Source organism: Candidatus Poribacteria bacterium, from assembly GCA_016866785.1.
Taxonomy (GTDB): domain Bacteria; phylum Poribacteria; class WGA-4E.
Genome location: VGLH01000023.1, coordinates 18,486 through 37,517 on the forward strand (window position 1 = coordinate 18,486; position 19,032 = coordinate 37,517).

Here is a 19,032-nt window from a genome sequence, read left to right on the forward strand (position 1 = left end):
CCGCCGTGCCTTGACTCGCTCCATCCGCGGTGGTACGTTCAGACTGAATCCGCCAGCATCAAAGCCCAGACAGCGTCCCATGCACCCGCATCGCGTCAGACGACGGTTTGCACTCAGCGCGGGGATCGTCATCGCCGCGCTCGTCGTCGGTGCCCTGTACCTCCGGTCGACCTGGTTCCTAAGCCACATCCGCCCTTTCGTCGAAGGTCGGGTATCGTCATCCCTTCAGTTCCCCGTGTCGATCGGCGCGTTGACGGGAACCGTCTTCGGCGACGTACAGGCACAGAACATCGTGGTCGCCGATCCTGGGTTCGCGGACCCGATGCTCACGATCAGAAGCCTGCGCCTGCGCTTCGACGTGCTTCCTCTCCTACGCCGTGTCGTACGGGTCCATGGGATCGAACTCGACGACGTCATGGTGGCGCTGCGACGCGAGCGAGACGCTCCGTTCAACCTGGAGCGGGCAATCGCCAACGCGACGGCTCCCAGTCCTGGCGCAGAACCCTCGCAGGGCTTCGACGTCGAGCTCGGCGACGTCTCCATCCGCAACGGCACGCTTGCCCTGGTCGATCGTGGTTCGGAAGCCCGCCTGAATGCGTCAGGCATCCAGATCGTCAGCGAGCAGACGCCACCCCTGGACATCGAGCAACCGAGAAGCTTCTCTCTGACCACCGACGCCTGGGCAATCGAGTTGGGGTCGATGCGCCAGCAGATCGCGTCAGCGACAGCGTCGGGCAAGCTGTCCCCGCAAGCGATCCACGCGGACGCGATCACGCTACGTGTCGGACAGTCGCGCGTCGGGCTGCGCGGCGATGTGGCTCTGACGCCGATTGTCGCTCTGTCGCTCGTCGGCGATGCGACGATCCAGCTCGCGGATGTCCGAGACATCAACCCGACCGCACTCGCAGAGGTGTCTGGCACGCTCATCGCGACATCGCTGCGCCTCGCCGACGATCCGGCGGATGTCGCGCTCAGCGCGGATCTGACCGTCGAGGATGCGGCTGTCGGCGACCTCGCGCTGCCGAAGATCACCGCCGGGCTCTCCGGTCGCCTCTCCGAGCTACGAGTGGCTTCGATCGCGGCTGACTGGCTCAACGGAACCATCCGCGCCGATGTCGAAGTCACCGGCACGGAGAGCGGATTCACCGAGATCGAGGCTTCGGCGGACCGCATCGATATCGAAGCCGTGCGTCAGGTTCTACTGTCGGGTAACCCGTCGCTGCGACCCCTTACCGGCAGGCTAAGCGGCAATCTGCGCGCCGAACTCCGCGACAGCGGCATCGCCTCGGTGGGAACCTGGCGGAGCGCGAACGCATCTTGGGGCGGACGCCGCTTCGACGAGGAACCGACGCGAATCCGGCATGAAATTCGCGGCGATACGTTCTCGGTGTCCGGCGACCTCGCCGGGATGACGGTCGAAGCGACCGGGGACATGCCCCAAAATGGAGAGCCGCTGAACGTGCGCGTGACCTGCGCGACCCCAGAGGTCGCTTCGGCGGCGCGCGTTCTAGGCTTCCGCGCGACAGGCCCCGCCAGCGCCGACGCCCGCGTCTCTGGAGACGCCTCAAGTCCCCAGGTCACGTTCGCCGCACAGTGGCAGGGCACCGCCAACGGAGCGCTGCCCGTCGCCGGGCTCAACGCACGCGGCGAATGGTCGGACAATCGTCTGACGCTGACAGACGCGCGGTTGGCATCGTCGGAAGGCGAGGTCCGCGTCACGGGAACCGTTGAACCCCCGAACGGAAAGACGCCCGCGCGCATACGCCTTTCTGCCGAATCCCATGCGTTCGATCTCGCCCCCTACGTCCATGCGTTCGCGCCCGGCGTGCGATTCACGGGCTCGCTCGACGGTTCGTTGGCGCTCGAAGGATTCATCGACCGACTCAGCGGCAGCGGCTCGCTCTCGCCCAAGCGGATCTCGGTCGATGACGTCGGTATCGCCGTTCAGCCTGTGGAAGTCGTCGTCGCCGATGGTAAAGTGTCGCTGCCGGAGCTGCGAGCGAGCGCCGGCGATGTCGCGATCATCGGCAGAGCGGCGTTCGACGCTGAGCGGTACGGGTTCACTTTGGGGCTCGACCAGCCGACGGCACTCGAGCAGATCGCCGCCGCGCTACCCGAGCGCTGGACTCGGCACCTGGCAGACGCTCACGGCATTCTCGAGTTCGAGGCTCGCGCCGACGCCGCCTACGCCTACCCCACCGTCTCAGCCACGGCTTCGCTCGACGATGCGCGCTATCGGACGGCTGATCTCGGCGACAGCCTGGTCAATCTCCTGTTCGACGGGAAGCAGGTGTACGGACGCGGTACGCTCATGAGTGGGGCGTTCGATCTCGACGCGGACGCATCGCTCGAAGCCGACGCGATCCCGGTTCGGGCGGTTGTCCAAGCCCGAGACGCCGACCTTCTGCCGTTGATCCGGCTCGCCGGCACGCCTGCCGGCAAGGGATGGCAGGCGGCGCGCATCGCCGGCGACGCGCGCGTGACGGGGGACCTGCGGCAGCCCAAGAACCTTGCCGCCGACGTGAACCTCGACAGCGTGCGGTTCAGCACGGAGCGTCACGCGCTCGCTTCGACTCAGCCCGTGCGCGGCAGAATCACGTCGAGCGGCGTCGAGCTCGGTCGATTCGCACTGGCGAGCGAAGACCCGGAGTCCCCCTTCGACGTGCTCGCGGAAGGTCTGATCGACTGGAGCCGCCCGCTCGACTTCTCGGTAGACGCGCGCGTCTTCAACCTCGCAACGGTCGCGGATTTCATGGGGTTCCCCGATCGCATCAGCGGGGCTGGAACCTATCGGCTGCGGGTCCAGGGCACGACACGCGAGCCCATCATCGAGACCGAGTGGACGATTCCCGAAGCCATGCTCACGTTGGGGACAACGCGCCCTCCGCTGGCGGCGACAAACGCCAACGGACGGCTCACCTACGCCGACAAGGTGATCCGCATCGAGCGGACGGCGTTCCGAGTCGGGTCGCAGCCGTTCGAGGTCGCGGGGCAGGTTCCGCTCGACCTGTCGTTCCTCTTGATCCCGCTGATCGACCGCGTCGTCGACGCGCCCATAGACGTCAGGATTCGCAGTCCGAAGGGCGATGCCGCGTGGCTTGCCGCGCTGGAGCCGTCTCTCGCGTCCATCTCCGGCACGGCTTCCTTGGACCTCCGTGTCACGGGAACGCTGGAGAAGCCCATCGTCCAGGGCTCCGCCGCGCTGAAGGCTTCGTCGATCCTGCCGAAGCCGCTGTCGATCCCAGCGACGAATGTCCTCGCATCGGTCGCGTTCGACACGGTGATGCGTCCGGACGGATCGCGTGACGTGCGCGCCCGGCTCGACGGGTCCGCCGGGCTCGGGCAAGGGTCGTTCGCGGCGATCGGCGAGATCGCTTACCCGCTCGACGCCGACTACCTGCGCAACCCCCTCGATGCCAGCCGACTGCGCACGTCCGTCACCGTGACGGCGCAGGACGTATCGCTCGCCGACTGGACGGAAGCCCTCGCCGTCCCTGACGTGCCGCTCAGCGCCGTCGCCGATGCGACGCTGCGCGTGACCGGCGAAGGCGTCGATCCCAAGACGTGGCGGGCTGAACTCCGGTCGCCTCGCCTCACGGTCGGCGGCGGCGAGTCCAAGCTGACGAACCGCGATGACATCGCCGCCGAGTACGACGGCGAAGCGATCCACGTGCGGCGCTTCGTCCTCGCCGACGGCGACCGAACCGCCCAGTTGGACGGGAACATCTCACTGCCGCAGAGCCTCGATCTCCGGTTGGCGCTTCGAGACCTCGACATCGCGCTGTTCCGCGATGCCGTGCCGGGCAAGCCGACGTTGATGGGAGCCTTGTCCGGCGGGCTGTCCGTGTCGGGTACGCCAGAGGAACCCCGATTCCGCGCCGAGTGGCAGCTCGGCGAGGCGAAGATCGGAACCGCCGCCGTCGACGCCTTCGCTGGCAAGGTCGAATACGACGGCAAGGCGCTGGCTCTCGGCAACTGGGACATCGCCTCCTATGGCAGCCATCTGCTGGTGCAGGGCTCCGTCCCGTTGTCTATCGGCTCCAGACCCAGCCAACCCTTTGTGCGAGCCACCGACCAGCCGGTCGATGTCACGATCCGCACGGACGCCGTTCAGCTCGGATTCCTGCCTCTGGTGGTTCCTGCAGTCGAGGAGGCGTCCGGCACGGCGGGACTCGACCTCCGAGTCGGCGGGACCTCTTCCAAGCCGTTGGTCTACGGGTCCGGCGCGGTCACGAACGCGAGCCTTCGCCTGAGAGGCAATGACACCCCGGTCGAACAGGCGACATGCGCGCTGAACGCGACCGGCGATGCCATCGTGGTCGATGACCTCTCTTTCCGTGTGCGCGACGCCTCCTACTCGGCGCGCAACACGCGTCTGGCACTCGACGGGCTCAGGCCCGTATCCCTGAACACGGTTCTGAGCTTCGTCGACGCGTCCCTCGAATCGTGGATGCCGACGGCGTCGCAAGGTTCCACAACGACGCGCGCCACCGGCGATCTATCGGCGCAGATCGACCTGCGCAGCGCGCTTGCTTCGGCTTCCGCCGAATCCGACGCCTTCGACCGCTTCGTGGCGGCAGCGCGGAATGTCACGGCGGCGCTGGTCGTGCGCGACATGACTGCCGATGCTTCCGGCTACCACATCGTCAACGACGACGCGCTCGTCGCTCGGCTCCAGAAGAACACGCTCGAGCTCGGCTCGATGACGCGGGATGCGTGGGATGCTTTGCGGTCGGAGGAACCGTCCACGTGGCTCGCGCGCATCCTGCCGCAGCCGCTGAGCCCGCTGGTGGTGCGCCATTTCGGGAGCCCGACGCGTGAGCTCCTGGTCCGTCTGCGCGGAACGTCCGACCTGTCGCGCTCGATGAACGTCGAAGTCTCCGGGCGCATCGGCACGCACTATCTGAACGAGTGGATCGTCGCTCATCTGCCGCGACCCGAGGACGCTCCGGTTCCCACGCTCAAGGGCGGGTTCCGGTTCGATGCGCGGCTCTCCGGCACCGAGCGCGCGCCGCGTCTCGCGCTGTCCGCCAGCGCCGAGAACCTGCAGATGAACTCCGTCGCCGTTCAGGACCTGTCGCTCCTCGTCACCTACGCGAATCGCGCGCTATCGGTGGAGCAAGGCAGATTCCTCGTCAGCGGGAGCGAGGTCCGAGTCGGCGGGGACATCCCGTTCGAGCTGAGTCCGCTGAACGGCAAGGTCGGCGTGCTCGACCGCGACTTCCAACTGCAGCTCGATTCCGATCTCCGCAACTTCGACTTCGTGCCGGCGCTCTTCCCGGCGATCGTGCAGCGGGCGGATGGAACCGGTACCGCGCACATCACGCTCGGGGGCAGACTCGAAGCGCCACTCTATCAGGGGTCGATCCAGGTGCGGAACCTGGCGCTGGACATGCCATCGAACTATCTTTTCGTATCGGATGCCAGCGCCGACCTGACATTGCACGGCGACGTTCTCGAGCTCCAACCAGGTCGCCAGGTCACCGGGCTGTTCAACGGCGGCAGGTTCGCCATCGACAGCGCCCGGCTGAACCTCGAAAAGGGCATGCCCAAGTCGGTCGATCTGCGCGGGAGCATCCAGGGCGTGACGTTCTACCAGCCTGGCGAATACCGAACGACCGTCGACGCCACCGCCCGCATCGTCGGTCCGCTCGATCATGTCGTCGTGCGCGGCGACGTGATGCCCAAGAACGTGCGGTACGAGCAGGACTGGCGCGAGTTCGTGACGGAGAACCTCAGCGCCATGACGCGCGTTCGCCGCAAGGCGATGTACAACGTACCGATCCTGCGAGGCATGGAGCTCGACGTCGGCATCCAGGCGGAACGAGATGTCGTCGTGGACACCGGCGTCGGAGAGATCGAGGCGCGCGTCGATGGTCGAGTCTTCGGACTGGTGAGCGAGCCGGTCTTCGTCGGCGAAGTGGCGGTGCTGACCGGCGAGTTCTCCTATCTGGGCAATCGGTTCCGCATCGACTCCGGGCAGGTGACCAGCACGGACGCCGGCGTGTTCGATCCGGAGTACACGGTCGTGGCGACTACCGTGGAGCCCCTTCGCAACGTCCGCATCCCGGATGGGCAAGGACGACCTCAGGTACGCGACGTGCGCGTCCAGGTGACGCTACGCGGGAGACTGGAGCAGGGGCAACCGCCGGAGTTCGCCGCGACCGTGCTGAACCGCGCCCAAGGCGAGGAGTTCCCTCTCGACACGCAGCAGGGCATCTCGCTCCTCACCTTCGGCGACGCGACCCTCATCGCGCAGGGAAGCGATACGGCGCTCTCAACGGCGGGGCAGAATCTGCTGAAAGAAGGGGCGGAATCCTATCTTGGCGGTCGGTTCGCCCGAGTTCTCGGGCTGCGCACGCTCGACGTCGATGTCGCCTCCAGCGGCATCGAGGGCTCGCGGTTCTCGCTGACGAAGGATGTGTCGTCGCGGTTCGCCATCACTTACGCATCGACTCTCCAGCTCGATCAGGAGCAGCGCGTCGAGGTCGAATACACCGTCAACGACAACCTGGCATTCATCGGCGAGCGGAACGAACAGGGGAAGTACGGTGTCGACCTGAAGTTCTCCCATGAGTTCCGGTAAGATGAGTTCCGGTAAGCCGCGTTCGATGGCTCGACGCTGGCGCTTGGCGGTCTTCTGGGCGCTTCCGGCGCTGGTCGCCGTTGCCCTACACGCCCAAGGCAGCGACCGAGTGATCACCTCGGTGGACTTCTTCGGCGACGTGCCGTCGGATCGTCGACAGTTGGGCTCCCGCGCATCGGAGCTGTCCGGGACGATCTACTCGCCGTACGCGACGCGCAAGGCGGTGGAAGACCTCTACGCGACCGGCTTGTTCAGCCAGGTCGAAGCCTTCGCGACCGAAGACGTCGGCGGCGTTCGCCTTCGATTCCACCTCACCGCCAAGACGTTCGTCTCATCGCTCTCGATCATCGGAAACAGCGCGCTGACCACGGCGGTACTACTGTCGGAAGTCACGCTGAAGCAGGGCACCGAATACGCTCCGAACCTGCTTCTCCGCGACGTGGAAGCCCTACGCGCCGCCTATCTGCGTCGGGGCTACTTCCAGACCCGCATCGAGAGCGGAGCCCGTGTGCCCGGCAAGACGGCTGAAATTCTCTATCGCATCAACGAGGGCCCGCTGGCTGTCTTCGGGCCCCTCAGTATTGACGGCGCCCGTGCGTATCGAGAGAAGGACCTGATCGACGCAATCGGCTACCGCGAAGGCGCGCCATACTCCGCCGTCGATGCGGAAGGCTACGCCACACGGCTGAGAGCCTACTACCGGCGCGGGAACTACCTCGCTGTCGATGTCGATCCACCAATCGCCACGTACGATGCGACGTCCAACCGGGCTTCCGTCAGGATCACCGTGCGCGAGAGCAGGAAGGTGGAGCTCCAGTTCGACGGCAACCTGGCGTTCAGCGATGACGAGCTGCGACGCCGGGTTCAGCTCGAGAGCGTGAACGCGTTCGGCTTCCGTAAAGCCGCCGCCGACCTGAGAACGCTCTACCTGCGCGAAGGGTACTTTCAGGCGCAGATCGACACGCCCACGGTGTACGAGACCGAATCCACGATGACGGTCACCTTTCCCATCCAAGAGTCTGAGCGCCGCTACATCGACGAAGTACGGATCGAGGGCAACGGAGCTTTCTCGTCGCACGCGCTCACGTCACGAATGCGCACGCGCTCACGAGGAAGATGGACTTGGGTTCCGCTGCTGGGCAGATGGTCGAGTCGCGGCATCTTCGATCCGCTCGTGCTGGACGCCGACCGCAATGTGCTCGAGGTCTTCTACCGCTCCCAGGGATACCGCGCCGTGCGGACGTTCGGCGATGCGCGGCTCGAGGACAGCAGCAGGAAGCTCGTCGTCGTCGTCCGCGTGCAGGAGGGTCCGCAGTGGGTCGTTCGGGCGGTCGGTGTGCAGGGGAACACGGCGGTGCGCACCAGCGAGCTTCTGGGGCGGCTGACTTCTCGGGTCGGCGATCCCTATGACGACGAGAAGGTGGTCGCCGACCGCGTTCGGATTCGCGAACACTACTCGGCGCGCGGCTACCCGTATGCAGACGTGCCCTCGCCGGAGTTCGATCCGGCGTCGGGGCGGCTGGTGTATCACGTCACCGAGGGCAGGCTCGTCCGCATCGGAGCCGTCAGCGTCCGGTTCCTGAACGAGAACCCGAAGACCCGACCTTATGTCATCCTCCGCGAGCTCCTCGTCCGCGAAGGCGCCCTCTACAGCGCCCCGAAGCTCGCAGAGAGTCGCCAGCGTATCCTGCGGCTCGGGTTCTTCTCGACCGTTCAGATGACGCCGTCCGGGTTCTACGAAGCGCGAGAGGTCGTCGATATCCGCATCGTTGTCCGAGAGAGAGGCGCGGGTTCCGTCAACGTCAGCGGCGGGTACAGCCCATCCGAGGGCGTTCGCGGAACCCTCGAGGTGGTTCAGCGGAACCTGCTAGGGTCGGGTCGCCGGATCGGAGGCAAGGTGCGGCTGGGAACCTTGGGCAGCCGCTACGAGGCGACGTTCGTCGAGCCGTGGACGGTCTGGACGCGCACCCGCACGACGGTGCGAGCCTTCCGAGACGACCTCGAAGAGCAGGACAACACGTTAACGACCGGCGGACTCGCCAACCTGAGCCGCACCGTGTACCGGCACAATCTGATGTCCCTCAATTACCGGTATCAGCGCTTCTCTCTGACCGATCCCAAGGAGGGCTCGACGGTCGAGTCGGTCGGCGTGCTGCCCACATTGAGCGGGTTGGGGGCGTCCTTTCAGCGCGACACGCGAGACAGCCTGTTCGACGCGACTCGCGGCTGGTTCCACGAGGCGAGCGTCGAAGTGTCGGGCGGACCTCTCGGTGGCGAGAGCCAGTTCCTTCGGGCGACGGCGGATATGCGCTACTTCGCCCGACTCGGTCGTACCGTCTGGGCGGCGCAGACGCGGTTTGGCTACGGGTCACGCCTGGGGAGCGACCGAGAGATCTCATCGACGGAGCGCTTCCGCCTGGGCGGGAGCACGTCGGTGCGCGGGTACGCGGAGCGATCTCTCGGCAAGCGAGATGCCTACGGCAATTATCGCGGCGACGTGCTCGCCTTCGCCAGCACGGAGCTTCGGATTCCCGTCTATCGCGTCGTCGGAACCGCACTGTTCGCCGACGCTGGGAACGTCTGGCAATCTCTCGACGACGTGAGCGGAGACCCGATCAAGATGTCGGCAGGCGTCGGGCTGAGAGTCCAGACGCCCATCGGGCCCGCGCGCGTCGATGTTGCGTTCCCATTCGTGCAGTTGCGCGACGATCCCAAGAGCACGCGTGTGTGGGTGGCTCTGGGCAACGCCTTCTAGCGTCCGTCGCGGCTACTTCCACTCCGCGATTCGCCACCCCTTTTGGTGCGCCGTCCGACGAAGCCCCCGCGATGGGTTCACCGCAACAGGGTGCCCGACGACCGACAGCATGGCTGCATCCGCTGAGCTGTCGCCGTATGCGGCGCAATCCTCCAAACGCAGGTCGTGCTCCACCGCGTAGCGTCGCACCGCGTCGGCTTTGCGCTCGTCGCTCAGGGGTTCTCCGATCAGGCTGCCCGTGAAGACGCCGTTCCGCTCCTCCAGCCGAGCGGCGCGCACATCGTCCGCACCGATGTGCCTCGCGATGGGAGCGGCGATGAAATCCGCTGTGCCGGTAACCAGCACCACGGGATCGCCCCGGCGCTGGTGCTCTCGAACCGTCGCCAGCCCCTCAGCGTAGAAGCGTGGCTTGGCGAACGTTGGGAATGTATCGTCCGCAAGGCGCTTGACCTCCTCCGCGTCCATCGACTGGTACATCTGGTAGAAGAGTCGGTTGAATCCCGCGCGGCTGACCTTGTCCGCAAGCAGCAGGATCGGCACGCGGCGCAGGAACCCCGCGAGCCAGAACCAGCGGCGAGCCGGGGACATGCCGTGCGTCTTGTAGTGGACGTAGAACAGGACGATGTTCGTGTCGAGCAATGTGCCGTCGACGTCGAAGAAGGCGGCGGCGCGGCGCGTCTCTGACATCAAGAATGTGAGGAAGCCGCCGCGCGGAGATCGGCGACCTTTTCCTGAACGCGGCAGGTGATTTCGCGGTAGAGAGGATAGTGGGGTTCCCGCTCACGGCGAGCGATGTAAGGCTCCACCGTGATCGGTTCGCCGAGATGGACCCGAACCGGCGCCAACTGCGGCAGGAACTGCCCCTTCGGCAGCGCCTGGTAGGTTCCATCGATATACGCCGGCACGATTGGCACGCCGAGCTCGAGGGCAAGCAGCCCCAGTCCGGGCTTGAACGGCTGAATCTCGCCGGTGCGCGAGCGCGTGCCCTCCGGGAAGATCAGCAGCGACCTGCCCATCTCGACAGCCCGCTGGGACAGCCCGAGACTCCGCACGAAGTCGCCGTACCGGTCGAACGGCAGCACGTTCAGGAACGTGCTGACGAGCCATCCCTTGACGTAGGAATCGAAGAAGTAGTCTTTGGCGCCTAGGACATGCGTGTCTTTGGCGCGGCGACGCAGCGTGGTCAGGATCGCGGCGCTGTCGAGGTGGCTGCAGTGATTGGCGGCGATGATGAAGGGACCCGACTTCGGCAGGTTCTCGACGCCCGTCGTCCGCAGATGAAACAGCGATCGATACATCACGCCCGCGCCGAACCGGAACAACCCCGCGAGCAGGTTCTGGAGACGCGACTTGACGAGGTACTGAGACTCGTACTCCTTGGATGGCAGAGCCCCCAAGGTCACCGCTTGTCGCTGGAACGCCGGCTCCGGTCCCCGGGTCTCTCCCATGTGGGGAGCGATGTAGTCCATCACGTCTTGCACGGTCTGGAACTTCAGCGCGATATGGTCCGGCAGGAGGATCTGGAGGTTCGACTCCAGCATCGCCAGGAGCTCGACCTTCATCAGCGAGTCGAGGTTGAGATCGCGGTCGAAGTCGTGTCCGGGCTGAATAGCTGTCGAATCGACGCCGGCGATGCGCGCGATCTCGCCCACCAGTTGGGCTTCCCACGAGCCCTGCTCCCACGTTCGCGCTGTCTCGCTCGGCGGAACTTCGGTCGGGTCGGACGGAACTTCCCCAGCCGAAAGCAGGGAGCGGACGTCCTCGCGCTTCACGGTCATCTGGTGCGTCTTGGGCAGCTCGTGTTCCCAGAAATGGACGTGCTGGATCCGCTGATACGATGGAATCCGCCCGCCGATATCCGCCAACGACGCATGGATCTCCTGCCGAACTGAGGCGTCGCGGGCGTCGCCGCGTGACAGCACGAACACACCGTGGACTTCCTCGCGGCGCTGCGCGTCCTTGATACCGACCACGCACATCTCTCGGACGTGCGGCACGCTCTTGTAGAGCAGCTCGACCTCGTCGGGGTAGACGTTCTTCCCGGCGCTCGTGACGATGACATCCTTGCTTCTGCCGGTGATGTGCAGGTAGCCTCGCTCGTCGAGGTAGCCCAAGTCACCCGTGTAGAGCCAGCCGTCGCGCAGCACCTTGGCGGTCGCCGTCTCGTTGCGGAAGTAGCCCGCCATCACGTTCGATCCCCGGACGACGATCTCACCGATTCCGTCGGAATCCGGCGACTCGATGCGCAGGTCCACACCAGGCAGGGGCATGCCGACAGAGCCTTTTCGCGTCTGATGGAGCGGATTCACGGTGAGGACGGGAGCCGTTTCAGTCAGTCCATAGCCCTCGTGGATGGGGATGCCCGCTTCGACGAACGCGGTGTATACGTCGGGGTCGAGCGCCGCCCCTCCGCTGACCAGCACGCGGATGCTGTCGCCGAACAACATGCGGAGGTCGGAACGGAGGTCGCCATCGCCGTTCTGGGTCCGACGCCGGACCGTCTCGTACAGCATCTGGTAGACGCGCGGCATCCCGAGCATCACGGTTGCCTGGATCCGCTGAAGCGTGTCCACGATGTTGCGGGGTTTCAGCGAGCCGGAATAGGTCACGGTTGCGCCAGTGGCAATCGGAATCAGCAAACCGTTCGTGAACTCGAACGCATGGTTCAGCGGCAGGATCGACAGGAACTCGTCCGTCTCGAACGGCTCCAGCACGGCAGAAACGCTCTGCATGTTGGCGACGAAGTTCCGATGCGTCAGAACCACGCCCTTCGGATCGACCGTCGTACCGGCTGTGAAAATGATCGACGCCGACTCCGATGGCGTTCCGAGGTCGGTCGTCTTGTCGGATACCCTCGGCGGCAGTTGACCGGCGAGGTCTTCGACTCGCCGCACGTCCGGCAGATCGAACGTCGGGTCTGTGCCCATCGCGCTCGGGGCGTTCGCCAACACCGCCTGCGAGTGGAAGATCAGCCGGGCGTCTGTGAACCGGGCAATGGCGTGGACTTCGTCGAACGGCGTCTGCGGATCGAGGGGAACCACGGTCATTCCGGCGGCAGTGCAGCCGAAGTAGGCGATGACCCATTCGGGCTGGCTCTCGGCATAGAGGATCGCACGCGACCCAGGAGAGTAGCCACTGGCGACCAGATCGGCTGCCAAACGCTGCGACTGCTCGAAGAGCGTGCCGTACGTGACTTCGGTCCACGCGCGGTCTCGCTGGATCCGCAAAGCGACCTTATCGCCGTGGGTACGGACAGTGCCCGCCAGCAGTGCCGTCAAAGTGGTTTCGTCCGGGAGAGCAGGAAGCGCCAGCTCCAGACTCCGTTCCACCAGGACTGCCGCGTCAGACGGACGCGCCGCCCCGGTCGTTGTCGTCGTCCTCGATCGCGGAGACCGAGGCGCGGTCGTCGGAGCCCGACGGAACCCGAGCGTCGAGGATCTCTTCCTCGGCGATCGGAGCCCGCACGGGGCCTTGACCCATCTTCAGGACGTTACGCTTCAGACCCGGTATGTGCACGCGTTCGATGTAGTCGTGCCAGTCGATGGTCGTCGTGTCAAAGGGATAGGCGACCTTCTCATCCGCGTGCAACGCCTCGAACAGGCGCTGTGTCCGGGTCGTATCGAAGAGATAGGAGTGGTGGATGTAGGGTCCGTAGATGACCGTGTAGTAGTCGAGTCGCTCCGCGGCGCTCAGCAACGCGCCGACCCTGAACCGCCAGCGGCGCGTGCGCTTGTTCCTCGGCAGCCACTCCACGAATGCCAAGCACGCTCGCAACGGCATCAGGTAGCGTCGTCGATGACGCCGACGGAACGTAGCCGTATCTGGGAATGACCATTCGCGGAGTGTGACCGGCAGACCGTTTCGGTCGAGCATCGGCTCCGCCCGAAAGTGCGCCCGCGTGTGGTCGTACAGCGCTCGGAAGCGCAAGGGGTTCCGAGTACCCGTGGCAACCTGATAGACGCTGAGGCCGCCTTTCTCAGCGGTGTCTGGAAGCGCCGCCAGCATCGCGTTGACCACGAAATCGACGGGGATCAGGTCCATCACGATGGACGGATCCGCCGGGAAGTCCGGCACGCGACCCTTGCCGAATGCGACGATGATCGGGTCCGCCATGCGAAGGCCGTCGATCCACCCCGGTTCCGGTTCCACGAGGCTGCTTTCGATGATCGACGGGCGGATGATTGCCGTCGGCAGATCGCCGCGCGTCTGCGCGACCATCTGCTCGCCCATCGCCTTGGTGAACGTGTAGGTGTCGTTCCAGCCGCGTGCCTTCGCGCGTTCCATGCCGACCTGGATGAGCCGTTCCTTGGTCCACCGCTCTTGAATCGTCGCCGTCTGGCTGCGGACATACTCGCCGTCGCGCGTCTTTCCCTCCGCGCGCGCCACGTGCATCGCCTCGCGGACGAACGACCGCATGCGCTCCGGTTCCTGCGCCGCAGCCTCAGCCTGGCGGCATAGGCTCTGCAAGTGGGCGACTTCGGAGGCGAGATCGGCTGGGAGCACGGGCCCGCGCCAACCTTCGGGAACCTTGCCCTCGACAGGCAGCAGAGCCTCCGGGGCGACATCCGGGTTCGTGCCATTCACGTAAGCCGTGGAAACGTGGAGGAGGATCGCGTCGCGACAAGCCTGTGCGAACTCAACGAGGCGTCGAGGAGCTAGCGTGTTCAGTTCGACGGCGGCATCGAGTCGTTCGTCGAACACGACGACCGCTGCGCTATTGATGACGACCTGAACGCGCGAGGTGAGTTCTGCCCAGTCCTCGTCTGAGAGACCGAGATGCGAGGCGGAAATGTCGCCATCGACGACGCGCACCTTCTCGGCGATCCGCGACCGGAAGTCCTTGCCCCAGGTCTCTTTAAGGCGATTGAAGGCTCCGGTAGCCAGGATCTCGCGCTCGAAGCGCTCTTGGGCGGATTGCGGCTCCCCCTTTCCGCCGGATCGCGATCGTATGAGCAGATAGATGCGGTCGATGTCCGGTGCGGTGTGGAGCAGCTTCTCGACAAGGGGCTTGCCGAGAAACCCGGTGGACCCCGTGATGAGAACACACCGTCGTCCGAGAAACTGCCTGATCCGGTCGGTCACGATGCGTCCTCGGCGGCACTGCGGTTCTACGCCATGGCAGCCCAGGGCGGCTGACCGCGCAGAACGCTAGCACACGGCAATATCGAAGTCAAGAAATGACACGAAGTCAGAAATCAATCATCGCCGAGCTTCGGGCGACGTTCGGGGCACGCGAAGGCGGAGAAGACAGCCGTCCTCTCCGCCATCGGAAACGAGCCTGCATGTCTCGCGGGCTACTGCGACTTCACCTGAGCCCACATCGCTGCGAGCTTGCCGGAGGGCTCGACGGCGGTCGGCGTGTAGTTCATGATCTCGCCGGCTTCGGCGGCGGTCACCGCACGCGTGAAGACCATCACGTCATCGACCGTCATCGTCGACTTCCGCGCTGCGCAGCAGCCTCGGCTGTCGCGCCCGATGACGACATCGACAGTCGAGACCTTCACTTCGCCCTTCTGGGCGACTCGACCGGCTTCCTTGCCGTCGATGTAGTTGATGACGTTCGTGCCATCGAAGACGCCGACGATGTGGTGCCATTCCTTCATCGGGACGTTCTTGCTCGCCTTCGTCTGCCATGCGACGAAATCAGGCGTCCAGTAAAGAGGCTCCCATTCGAGACCGGGACCCTGCCAGTTGCTCACGTGGATCATCCACGTGTCAGCCTTTGTGATGATCGAGACGTGGGAATCCGGCGCCGTGTCCACCTTTGCCCAGGCGGCGAGCGTCAACGCGCCCTTCGCCTGCAGCGACGCATGGTGCTTGACGACGATCATGTTTCCGGCGGCGGCATCGCTCACCATCGCCGCCTTGCCGTGTTTGCCCGTCACCCACTGGACATCGCCCGTCAGAGCACCGTGATTGCCAGTGCCGGAGATGTCGTTGGCGACTTTGCCCGTTCCCTCGTCCAACGGCAGGTAGAGCACAAGCCCCTTCGTATCGAGAGCCTGCGCGGCGTGGATACCGACCCCAAGCAGCAACGCAAGTCCCATCGCCCATCGCTTCATGGCACTCTCTCCTTGATCCCTGACCCGTATTGTCGTCCGGTCGAGCCTAACGTACCAGACGCTCGCGTCGCCGTCAACCGGCGCGTTCATGTGGCTACTCGGCGCGCAGAGCCGCCCATGTCGTTGCCGCCTTCGCCCTCGGATCGACCGAGAGGAAGTTGCCTCCGTAGATCTCCTTGACCTCAGCGGCAGTGATCGCCCGGTTCCACACCATCACATCGTCCACGGACATCGTCGCCTTGCGCGCGTTGCAGCAGCCACGGCTGTCGCGCCCGATCACCACGTCAGCGGGCGTGTCGGCGATCGAGTTGCCGGCTTGAGCGTACTTACCCTTCTCGACGCCGTCGATGTACGTCAGAACCTGCTTGCCATCCCACGTCCCGACGATGTGGTGCCACTCCGATTTGGCGATATTGACGCTTGCCGCCGTCTGCCACGCGACGAACGCCGGCGTCCAGAACAGCGGCTCCCACTCGAATGCAGGGCCCCGCCAGTTGCTCAGATGGATCATCCACGTATCGGCTTTGGTGATGATCGAGTTGTGGCTATCCGGCATCGATTCCAGATTGCACCAGGCGACCAGCGACGCCGCCTTGCCCAGGTTCAGCGAGGCGCTGTTCTTGACGACGACCATGTTTGCGGGGGCGTCTTCGGTGACCTTGACCGCCTTCCCGAACTTCCCCGCGACCCAGCTCACCTTGCCCGAGAACTTGCCGTCGTTCTTGTTGCCCGATTCGTCCTTCGCGATTTCTCCGGAACCTTCATCGAACGGGAGGTAGAGCACCAACCCGTTCGTGTCCAGCGCCGAAGCCAAGTGCGCCCCAGCGAAGAGGACGAACGCAAATACCGATATCGCGATACGTCTCATGCAGGTTCCCTTCCGATCCAGTCAGCGAGCGCTGGACCCCCACAGAGATTGCGGGCGCCGTCCGGCGCAACTATGCCTACAGTCTAGCAAGCGAGAGCAGGCACCGCAACGGGGGGAGGTCTCGGTGGCTCCGACGCGGCGCGGTTGACTTCCCACTGGCGCGATGACGGGCTATAACTTCGCGTGAGGGAGAGACCGACTCGGGTGGGACATCCAGGGAGGCATCCAGCAGATGATTGGAATCTCACGCCTTCTGAACGGCACGGTGACAACCGGAGATGCGCTGCGATACGGGCGATCCACCGCCCGGGGTCCCGCCCACCTCCTCCACTATTCCGACGACAAGAAGCCCGTCGTCGTGTGGAACTGCACGCAGCGATGCAATCTGCGCTGCATCCACTGCTACGCGAACTCGCGGAACCAGGAATACCCCGGCGAGCTGACGACCGACGAGGCGATGCGGTTCATGGACGACCTCGCCGCCTACAAGGTTCCCACCGTGCTCTTCTCCGGCGGCGAACCCCTGATGCGCCCCGACCTCTTCGAGATCGCCGAGCACGCTCGCGGGGTCGGGCTCCGAGCCGTCCTCTCGACGAACGGGACGCTCATCGACGACGAGACGGCGGACCGCATCCGCGACGCGGGGTTCACCTACGCCGGCATCAGCCTCGACGGCATCGGCGCCGTGCATGACCGCATCCGGGGGGTCAAGGGCGCGTTCGAGGACACGCTCGAAGGACTGCGACGGGTCCGCGACCGAGGCGTGCGGGTCGGGCTGCGCTTCACGGTTCACGCGAAGAACGTCCAGGAACTTCCGGCGATCTTCGAGCTGATGGCGCAGGAAAGCATCCCGCGTTGCTGCATCTACCACCTGGCGTATGCCGGGCGCGGCGAGAAGCTGAGCCGCTATGACCTGACGCCGGAGGAGACGCGGTCGGCACTCGACCTGATCTTCGAGCAGGCGCGGCTGTTCCACCAGCGCGGCATCGATCTCGACCTGCTGACCGTCGACAACCACACGGACAACGCCTACCTCTACATGCGGCTCCGGGAAGACGATCCCGACCGCGCGGAAGACGTCCTCAAGCTGCTCCAGTGGAACGGTGGGAACCAGTCCGGCATCGCCATAGCGGCGGTCGATCCGAGAGGCAACGTCCATCCCGACCAGTTCTCGTGGGAACACACGTTCGGCAACGTGCGCGAGCGCGCCTTCGGCGACATCTGGATGGATCGCACCCATCCCTATCTGGCGATCCTCAAGGATCGCAAGAGCCACCTGAAGGGCAGATGCGCCGTCTGCAAGTGGCAGGGGATCTGCAACGGGAACCTGCGGATCCGAGCGGAGAGCTACTTCGGCGATCCGCTCGCTCCCGACCCCGGCTGCTACCTGACCGACGAGGAGTGCGGCATCCAGCCGGGAACCCCCGAAGCCGCCGCCGCTGCCGAGTTCTTGGTTCCCATTCAGGTGAACTCTCCCCAGTCCCAGTCCGCCACACACACGGCGTAGCCGCCTGAGCGGGTCGAGAAGGAGCCGCGCGTGAACGGGAATCTCCACGAGAAGGCGGATGCGGATCGGCGGCACATGAACGCCCGGATGACCGAGATCGACTTCAACGAATCGCCCTTCACGGTCATCTGGGAGGTCACGCGCGCGTGCGCGTTCGCATGCGTCCACTGTCGCGCCGAAGCGCAGCATCGCCGCCATGCCGACGAGCTGACGACCGAGGAGGGGTTCAAGCTCCTCGAAGACATCAAGTCGTTCGGTAACCCGATCATGGTGTTCACGGGCGGCGACCCGATGATGCGCCGCGATCTGTTCGACCTGCTGGGCAAGAGCGTCCAGCTCGGGCTGCGCACGTCGCTGACCCCGACGGCAACCGCGCTCGTCACGCGCGAGCGCCTCGAACGCGTCCGCGACGTCGGCGTGCTGCGGATCGCGCTCAGCCTCGACGGACCCGACGCGCAGACACACGATTTCTTCCGGGGGTTCGCCGGCTCGTTCGCGCGGACGATGGAGATTCTCGAGACGGCGCAGGACCTCGGCATGAGCTTGCAGGTCAACACGACCGTCAGCCGGTACAACCGCGACAAGTTGGACGACATGACCCCCTTCCTCGAAAAGTACGGGATCGTCCAGTGGTCCGTGTTCTTCCTCGTCCCGACGGGCAGAGGTCAGACCGCCGACATGATCACCGCCGAGGAGCACGAGGAGGTCTTCAACTGGCTGTGGGAGCTCTCCAAGCACGCGCCGTTCGACATCAAGGCGACGGCCGCCCAGCACTTCCGGCGCGTCGCGATCCAGCGCGAGCGGCAAGCTCAGCGCGAATCGGGTGAACGCGGACCCGTGCGCTTCGCAGGAGCCGGATTCCGGTATGCGGACGGACTGCATCGCCCGATGCAGGGCGTCAACGACGGCAAGGGCCTGGTGTTCGTCTCGCATGTTGGCGACGTGTACCCCAGTGGGTTCCTGCCGATTTGTGACGGCAACGTGCGCGTGAAGTCGCTGGTAGACATCTACCGGAACGCGCCGCTCTTCCGCGAACTGCGCGATCCCGACTTGCTCAAGGGCAAGTGCGGGCGGTGCGAGTACCGCGTCGTGTGCGGCGGGAACCGAGGGCGCGCCTACGCGCTGACGGGGGACTACCTCGCGTCCGAACCCATGTGCAACCACGACCCGATGATGGAGGCAATGGCGTCCGTCTGAGGCGTGCCGTTCTCCGGCAGGTGCGCTACACTGCTCCGGGGGATTCCACATGGCACG

At 65.3% G+C, this 19,032-nt stretch carries 9 protein-coding genes; 4 read left to right on the top strand and 5 right to left on the bottom strand.

Features of this window, described 5'->3' with window-relative positions; translation table 11 throughout:
• Nucleotides 1-79: 79 nt before the first annotated feature.
• Together FJZ36_05350 and bamA are read left to right on the top strand one after the other, a co-directional pair.
• Entirely contained in the window at nt 80-6,586 is a 6,507-nt protein-coding gene (locus FJZ36_05350) for a hypothetical protein (protein MBM3214321.1), read from the top strand.
• Nucleotides 6,573-9,341: an outer membrane protein assembly factor BamA gene (bamA, locus tag FJZ36_05355; GenBank protein ID MBM3214322.1), complete on the top strand. Its 2,769-nt coding sequence runs from the start codon at nt 6,573-6,575 to the stop codon at nt 9,339-9,341. The genes FJZ36_05350 and bamA overlap by 14 nt, the downstream gene beginning before the upstream one ends.
• A 12-nt stretch (nt 9,342-9,353) precedes the next feature.
• On the opposite strand, the gene FJZ36_05360 is transcribed toward bamA, so the two are convergent.
• The 5 genes from FJZ36_05360 to FJZ36_05380 all read right to left on the bottom strand — a co-directional run bounded on the left by FJZ36_05360 (nt 9,354) and on the right by FJZ36_05380 (nt 16,271).
• Nucleotides 9,354-10,028, bottom strand: a complete 675-nt coding sequence (locus tag FJZ36_05360) for an HAD family hydrolase (protein MBM3214323.1) — start codon at nt 10,026-10,028, stop codon at nt 9,354-9,356.
• Nucleotides 10,028-12,670: an AMP-binding protein gene (locus tag FJZ36_05365; protein ID MBM3214324.1), complete on the bottom strand. Its 2,643-nt coding sequence runs from the start codon at nt 12,668-12,670 to the stop codon at nt 10,028-10,030. Before FJZ36_05365 ends, FJZ36_05360 begins: the two co-directional genes overlap by 1 nt.
• A gap of 13 nt (nt 12,671-12,683) precedes the next feature.
• The gene (locus FJZ36_05370) at nt 12,684-14,423 is read right to left on the bottom strand and encodes a hypothetical protein (protein ID MBM3214325.1); all 1,740 of its coding nucleotides are present in this window, start codon (nt 14,421-14,423) and stop codon (nt 12,684-12,686) included.
• A 212-nt stretch (nt 14,424-14,635) separates the two neighbouring features.
• Entirely contained in the window at nt 14,636-15,493 is an 858-nt protein-coding gene (locus FJZ36_05375; GenBank protein MBM3214326.1) for a LamG domain-containing protein, read from the bottom strand.
• 4 nt (nt 15,494-15,497) lie between these two features.
• Nucleotides 15,498-16,271 carry a LamG domain-containing protein gene (locus tag FJZ36_05380; protein ID MBM3214327.1) on the bottom strand — a complete coding sequence of 258 codons (774 nt, stop codon included), beginning with the start codon at nt 16,269-16,271 and terminating at the stop codon, nt 15,498-15,500.
• 232 nt (nt 16,272-16,503) lie between these two features.
• On the opposite strand from FJZ36_05380, the gene FJZ36_05385 reads away from it, so the two are divergent.
• Together FJZ36_05385 and FJZ36_05390 are read left to right on the top strand one after the other, a co-directional pair.
• Nucleotides 16,504-17,778: a radical SAM protein gene (locus FJZ36_05385; protein MBM3214328.1), complete on the top strand. Its 1,275-nt coding sequence runs from the start codon at nt 16,504-16,506 to the stop codon at nt 17,776-17,778.
• Nucleotides 17,779-17,865: 87 nt separating this feature from the next.
• The gene (locus FJZ36_05390) at nt 17,866-18,975 is read left to right on the top strand and encodes a TIGR04053 family radical SAM/SPASM domain-containing protein (GenBank protein ID MBM3214329.1); all 1,110 of its coding nucleotides are present in this window, start codon (nt 17,866-17,868) and stop codon (nt 18,973-18,975) included.
• Nucleotides 18,976-19,032: the final 57 nt, after the last annotated feature.

Coding starts and splice junctions, on each gene's coding strand:
- FJZ36_05350 (MBM3214321.1), top strand. CDS start 80: ATGCACCCGCATCGCGTCAGACGACGGTTTGCACTCAGCGCGGGGATC.
- FJZ36_05385 (MBM3214328.1), top strand. CDS start 16,504: ATGATTGGAATCTCACGCCTTCTGAACGGCACGGTGACAACCGGAGAT.
- FJZ36_05390 (MBM3214329.1), top strand. CDS start 17,866: ATGACCGAGATCGACTTCAACGAATCGCCCTTCACGGTCATCTGGGAG.
- FJZ36_05380 (MBM3214327.1), bottom strand. CDS start 16,271: ATGAGACGTATCGCGATATCGGTATTTGCGTTCGTCCTCTTCGCTGGG.
- bamA (MBM3214322.1), top strand. CDS start 6,573: ATGAGTTCCGGTAAGATGAGTTCCGGTAAGCCGCGTTCGATGGCTCGA.
- FJZ36_05375 (MBM3214326.1), bottom strand. CDS start 15,493: ATGAACGCGCCGGTTGACGGCGACGCGAGCGTCTGGTACGTTAGGCTC.
- FJZ36_05360 (MBM3214323.1), bottom strand. CDS start 10,028: ATGTCAGAGACGCGCCGCGCCGCCGCCTTCTTCGACGTCGACGGCACA.